This is a genomic window from Nostoc sp. CHAB 5715, from assembly GCF_020829685.1.
Lineage (GTDB): Bacteria > Cyanobacteriota > Cyanobacteriia > Cyanobacteriales > Nostocaceae > Nostoc.
On the sequence record NZ_JAIVFR010000519.1, the window covers coordinates 1 to 5,326 of the forward strand.

Annotated in this window: 3 protein-coding genes and 1 pseudogene; 3 read left to right on the plus strand and 1 reads right to left on the minus strand. The window is 45.7% G+C overall.

The annotated features are described in order from the left end of the window. Nucleotides 1–393: 393 nt before the first annotated feature. Genes LC574_RS24895 through LC574_RS24905 form a run of 3 tightly spaced genes read left to right on the plus strand, consistent with a single transcriptional unit; the run spans nucleotide 394 to nucleotide 2,583 of the window. Nucleotides 394–1,737: an adenylosuccinate synthase gene (locus LC574_RS24895; RefSeq protein ID WP_229456225.1), complete on the plus strand. Its 1,344-nt coding sequence runs from the start codon at nucleotides 394–396 to the stop codon at nucleotides 1,735–1,737. Between the two features lie 3 nt (nucleotides 1,738–1,740). Beyond that, nucleotides 1,741–1,968 carry a hypothetical protein gene (locus tag LC574_RS24900; protein WP_229456226.1) on the plus strand — a complete coding sequence of 76 codons (228 nt, stop codon included), beginning with the start codon at nucleotides 1,741–1,743 and terminating at the stop codon, nucleotides 1,966–1,968. A gap of 15 nt (nucleotides 1,969–1,983) precedes the next feature. Continuing rightward, complete coding sequence (locus LC574_RS24905; RefSeq protein ID WP_229456227.1) at nucleotides 1,984–2,583, plus strand: 50S ribosomal protein L25/general stress protein Ctc; 600 nt, start codon at nucleotides 1,984–1,986, stop codon at nucleotides 2,581–2,583. A gap of 491 nt (nucleotides 2,584–3,074) precedes the next feature. Here LC574_RS24905 and LC574_RS24910 read toward each other — a convergent pair. After that, nucleotides 3,075–4,880 (minus strand): annotated as a pseudogene (locus tag LC574_RS24910) (tetratricopeptide repeat protein); the annotation flags it as partial. Nucleotides 4,881–5,326 lie beyond the last annotated feature (446 nt).

Here is a 5,326-nt window from a genome sequence, read left to right on the forward strand (position 1 = left end):
CAGAAGTCAGAATTCAGGAGCGGAGCCGGAGACGCTCCGCCTCCGGTCAGAATCAAGACGCTCGAAGACTCGCTTTCCGCTTCGCTTACAGTCGGGGATTCAGACCCGCGACTTTCTTGTTGACCACCAAATCTACGATTTGGTGGGGGTTTTAAACCCGGTTATTCAGACGCTCCTACGTCGCTAACGCTACGCTATCCGCTTTTTCGGTCAAAATTCATTCTGAATTCTGACTCCTGACTCCTGAATTCTATTCGATAAATCCATAATGGAATTTGCCGTAGGAGCGCACGTCTGTAACTCTGTGCGCCCCTACTACAATTAGCTTGACATGATTCCAGCAATATGTTAATAATTATAGTTTGTGGAAACTTTACTTCTTAATTTAAGCTCTTGGCTAACGTCATTGTCATAGGTGCCCAATGGGGCGATGAAGGAAAAGGTAAAATAACTGACTTACTCAGCCGTTCCGCAGATGTTGTGGTTCGTTACCAAGGGGGTGTCAATGCTGGACACACGATTGTAGTTAAAGGTCAGACCTTTAAGCTACACTTGATTCCCTCTGGTATTTTATATCCAAATACCGATTGCATTATCGGCTGTGGAACAGTTATTGATCCACAGATTTTGATTGCAGAACTCGACCAATTAAAAGAACTAAATATTTCCACTGACCACCTGCTGATATCTGAGACAGCCCACGTAACGATGCCTTATCATCGCTTGATTGACCAGGCATCGGAAGAACGACGGGGAAGCCATAAGATCGGCACAACAGGTCGGGGCATTGGGCCGACTTATGCTGACAAATCTGAACGTACAGGCATTCGGGTTTTAGACTTGATGGATCCGAATGGGCTACGTGAGCAGTTGGAATGGACGATTAATTATAAAAACGTCATTTTAGAAAAGCTTTACAACTTGCCACCTCTAGATGCACAAGAGGTGATTGAGGAGTATTTGGGATACGCAGAACGGTTGCGCCCTTACGTTGTTGATACATCGTTAAAAATATCCGATGCGATTCAACGACGGCGGAATATTTTGTTTGAAGGCGCACAAGGTACGCTCCTTGACTTAGATCATGGAACTTATCCCTATGTCACCTCCTCTAATCCTGTGGCCGGGGGAGCTTGCGTTGGTACAGGGGTAGGGCCGACAATGATTGACCGGGTAATTGGAGTGTCGAAAGCCTATACGACACGAGTGGGAGAAGGGCCATTTCCCACGGAATTGGATGGAGAGTTGGGAGAATTGTTGTGCGATCGCGGTGCCGAATTTGGCACAACCACCGGACGCAAACGCCGCTGCGGCTGGTTTGATGCTGTCATCGGTCGCTATGCCGTGCGAATTAACGGCATGGATTGTATGGCGCTCACCAAACTGGATGTCCTCGATGAATTAGAGGAAATCCAAGTTTGTGTTGCATATGACATAGATGGTCAACGCAGCGAACACTTCCCCACCAGTTCTCGTCAATTTGCTAGATGTCGCCCCATCTACAAAACCTTACCAGGATGGAAAGTGTCAACAACCCACTGCCGCAGCCTGGAAGACTTGCCACCGCAAGCACTGGACTATCTAAAATTCCTCGCTGAATTGATGGAAGTCCCGATCGCGATCGTCTCACTAGGAGCAAGCCGCGATCAAACCATAATCGTAGAAGACCCCATCCACGGGCCCAAACGTGCTTTATTGCAGGCCGACGGCACACCTGCTACCCTGCTCAGTGCGTAGGGAATGGGAGATGAGGGAGATGAGGGAGATGAGGGAGATGAGGGAGATGAGGGAGATGAGGGAGATGAGGGAGATGAGGGAGATGAGGGGACACGGGGACGCAAAGACGCGGAGAATAATCAATGCCCAATGCCCAATGCCCAATGCCCAATGCCCAATGCCCAATGCCCAATGCCCAATGCCCAATGCCCAATGCCCAATGCCCAATGCCCAATGACAAATGACAAATGACAAAGGACAACTTCTATGGCTATTACAGTCGAATCTCAAAAACGTCCAGAAGGCAGCAAGCCAAGAGCTTTGCGCCGTTCTGGACTGATACCTGCCAATTTGTATGGTCATAAGGGTACAGAGTCCATTTCTTTGACCATTGATGCTAAAACTGTTGAGCGCTTGCTCAAAAGAGTTTCAGTCAACAATACATTGATTGAGTTAAATGTTACTGATGTACCTTGGCGCGGCAAAACTTTGCTGCGGGAACTTCAGATCCATCCAGCAAAAGGTACGCCTTACCACCTCAGCTTTTTCGCAGTTGCAGGCCACGGCGACACAACTGTAGAAGTGCGGTTGCGTTTTGTGGGAAATGCTGTTGGTGTTAAACAAGAAGGTGGTGTGTTAGACACCGTAATCACCGAATTGCAAGTGACTTGTGCGCCAGAAAACATCCCAGATGTAATTGAAATCGATGTCTCTAACCTGCAAATTGGAGACAGCTTGAGTATTAGTGATATACCCTTTCCTGAAGGTGTAACACCTCTAGCTGAATCGGAGCGAGTTGTTGTGAGCGTTTTGCCACCACAAATTAGCGCTGAAGATGCTGGGACAGAGGCTGAAACAGCTTCTTAAGCTAGTACAGCACGGCGTAAATCCACTCACTATCTCAATTAAGCAGACAAGGGGCTTAATCAATTGATTAAGCCCCTTACTCATCATGATAGCGGTGCCGTTATACTGTTTCACTTTAATAATGATACAAATACGTTGGTACGGGCACAGCAATGCTCATTGGTGTCAACTTAAGCTAGAAATAGCTTAACTGTTGGCTTCCTTACCCGCCTTGAACTTTAGTTCAAGGCTAATAGCTAAAGTCTACTGAAGTAGACTAAAGATTTTTAGAAATTTAGTCATCTTTTAGATGACTTTCGCTATTAGCAAGGAACTGAAGTTCCTTGCGGGACATGGCTTTTACGTTAAGTTGACACGTATGAGCTTTTTCTGTGCCCCTACGAGAAATCTATATGTATCAAAGTTTGTGTGAAATGGTATTAGGCTAAAGCCATAACGCACCCTACTGGCTTAATTACGAATTACTTTAACGTGCATCACCAATCAAGACAAAGGTTTTTAATATCTGCGGGTGTAGTTTCAAATAGTTCTGCTACTTCAGGGAAACGGTGGGAGATATTTTCGGCTTGTGAGTAAACTTGTTCTTCTAATTGCCGAATTTGTTGGGATAAAGCTTGAGAAAACTTTTCTTGCAGTTGTTGTCGCAAAGATTCCATTTGGAGAGATTGTTGCAAATTAGTAATGGCTTGGGTTGGTCGATTTGTACTTTGGAAGAGTACACCAATATTACCCAAGGTGACAGCTTCACCAGAGCGATCGCCCACAGCCCGCTTAAGGGGCAGAGCTTGGTTGTAGAAATCGAGTGCTTTTTGCTTTTCTTCTAAATCGTTGTAGACTTTACCGATGTTATTGAGTGTGCGAGCCTCACCAGAGCGATCGCCCACAGCACGCCAAAGGGGCAGAGCTTGGTTGTAAAAATCGAGTGCTTTTTGCTTTTCTCCTAAAGTGTCGTAGACTAGACCGATGTTATTGAGTGTAGTCGCTTCACCTGAGCGATCGCCTACAGCCCGAATAAGGGGCAGAGCTTAGTTGTAAAAATCGAGTGCTTTTTGCTTTTCTCCTAAATCGTCGTAGACTTTACCGATGTTATTGAGTGTAGTCGCTTCACCTGAGCGATCGCCCACAGCACGCAAAAGGGGCAGAGCTTGGTTGTAAAAATCGAGTGCTTTTTGCTTTTCTCCTAAATCGTAGTAGACTAGACCGATGTTATTGAGTGTAGTCGCTTCACCTGAGCGATCGCCCACAGCACGCGAAAGGGGCAGAGCTTGGTTGTAAAAATCGAGTGCTTTTTGCTTTTGTCCTAAAGCGTTGTAGACTGCACCGATGTTATTGAGTGTGCCAGCCTCACCAGAGCGATCGCCCACAGCCCGAATAAGGGGCAGAGCTTGGTTGTAAAAATCGAGTGCTTTTTGCTTTTCTCCTAAATCGGAGTAGACTAGACCGATGTTATTGAGTGTAGTCGCAACACCTGTGCGATCGCCCACAGCACGTCTTAGGGGCAGAGCTTGGTTGTAAAATTCGAGTGCTTTTTGCTTTTCTCCTAAAGCGTTGTAGACTGCACCAATGTTATTGAGTGTAGTCGCCTCACCTGTGCGATCGCCCACAGCACGTTTTAGGGGCAGAGCTTGGTTGTAAAAATCGAGTGCTTTTTGCTTTTCTCCTAAAGCGGAGTAGACTGCACCGATGTTATTGAGTGTAGTCGCCTCACCTGTGCGATCGCCCACAGCACGCCATAGGGGCAGAGCTTGGTTGTAAAAATCGAGTGCTTTTTGCTTTTCTCCTAAATCGGAGTAGACTCCACCGATGTTATTGAGTGTGCGAGCCTCACCTGTGCGATCGCCCACAGCACGTCTTAGAGGCAGAGCTTGGTTGTAAAAATCGAGTGCTTTTTGCTTTTCTCCTAAATCCTTGTAGACTTTACCGATGTTATTGAGTGTAGCCGCAACACCAGAGCGATCGCCTACAGCACGCCAAAGGGGCAGAGCTTGGTTGTAAAATTCGAGTGCTTTTTGCTTTTCTCCTAAAGCGTCGTAGTTACGCCCAAGCCCAAGCAGTGCAGTTGCTTCAATTTTTTGGTCTTTGAGTTCTCGCGCAATGGTTAAAGCCTGCTGTAATATTTGTATTGCCTGTTGGTGTTCCTGTTGTTGTGTCAGTTTTCTCCCTTGCTTTAGCAGTCTTTCTGCTTCTTGCGCTTGGGAGTTTTGAGTTTGTCCCCAGGTGGGTTGAGCCATTAGCATTACTGTTATAGGCGTTAGATAAACGCCCAAAGCCAAAAAACTGGTGAGAATTTTTTTCATAGAATAGCGCAGAGGTAGCTGTTTTCAATTGGGTCTAGAAGCTGTCGTTACCAACATCGTGATCTTTGTGATGAACATTGCAATGTTTCTTATTAATATCGTGATGTTTGTGATGAACATTGCAATGTTTCTTATTAATATCGTGATGTTTGTGATGAACATCGTGATATTTGTTATTAACATCGCAATGTTCCTTATTAATATTGCGATGTTTGTTATTAACATCGTGTCTGTCGTTAGGAACGTCAAAATGGTTAGGGGTATAGATGTACGCATTGGTGTCAACTTAACGTAAAAGCCATGTCCCGCAAGGAACTTCAGTTCCTTGCTAATAGCGAAAGTCATCTTTTGATGACTAAATAATCCGAAAAATCTTTAGTCTACTTTAGTAGACTTTAGCTAAAAGCCAAAGAACTTTAGTTCGAGGCGGGTGAGGAAGCTAACAG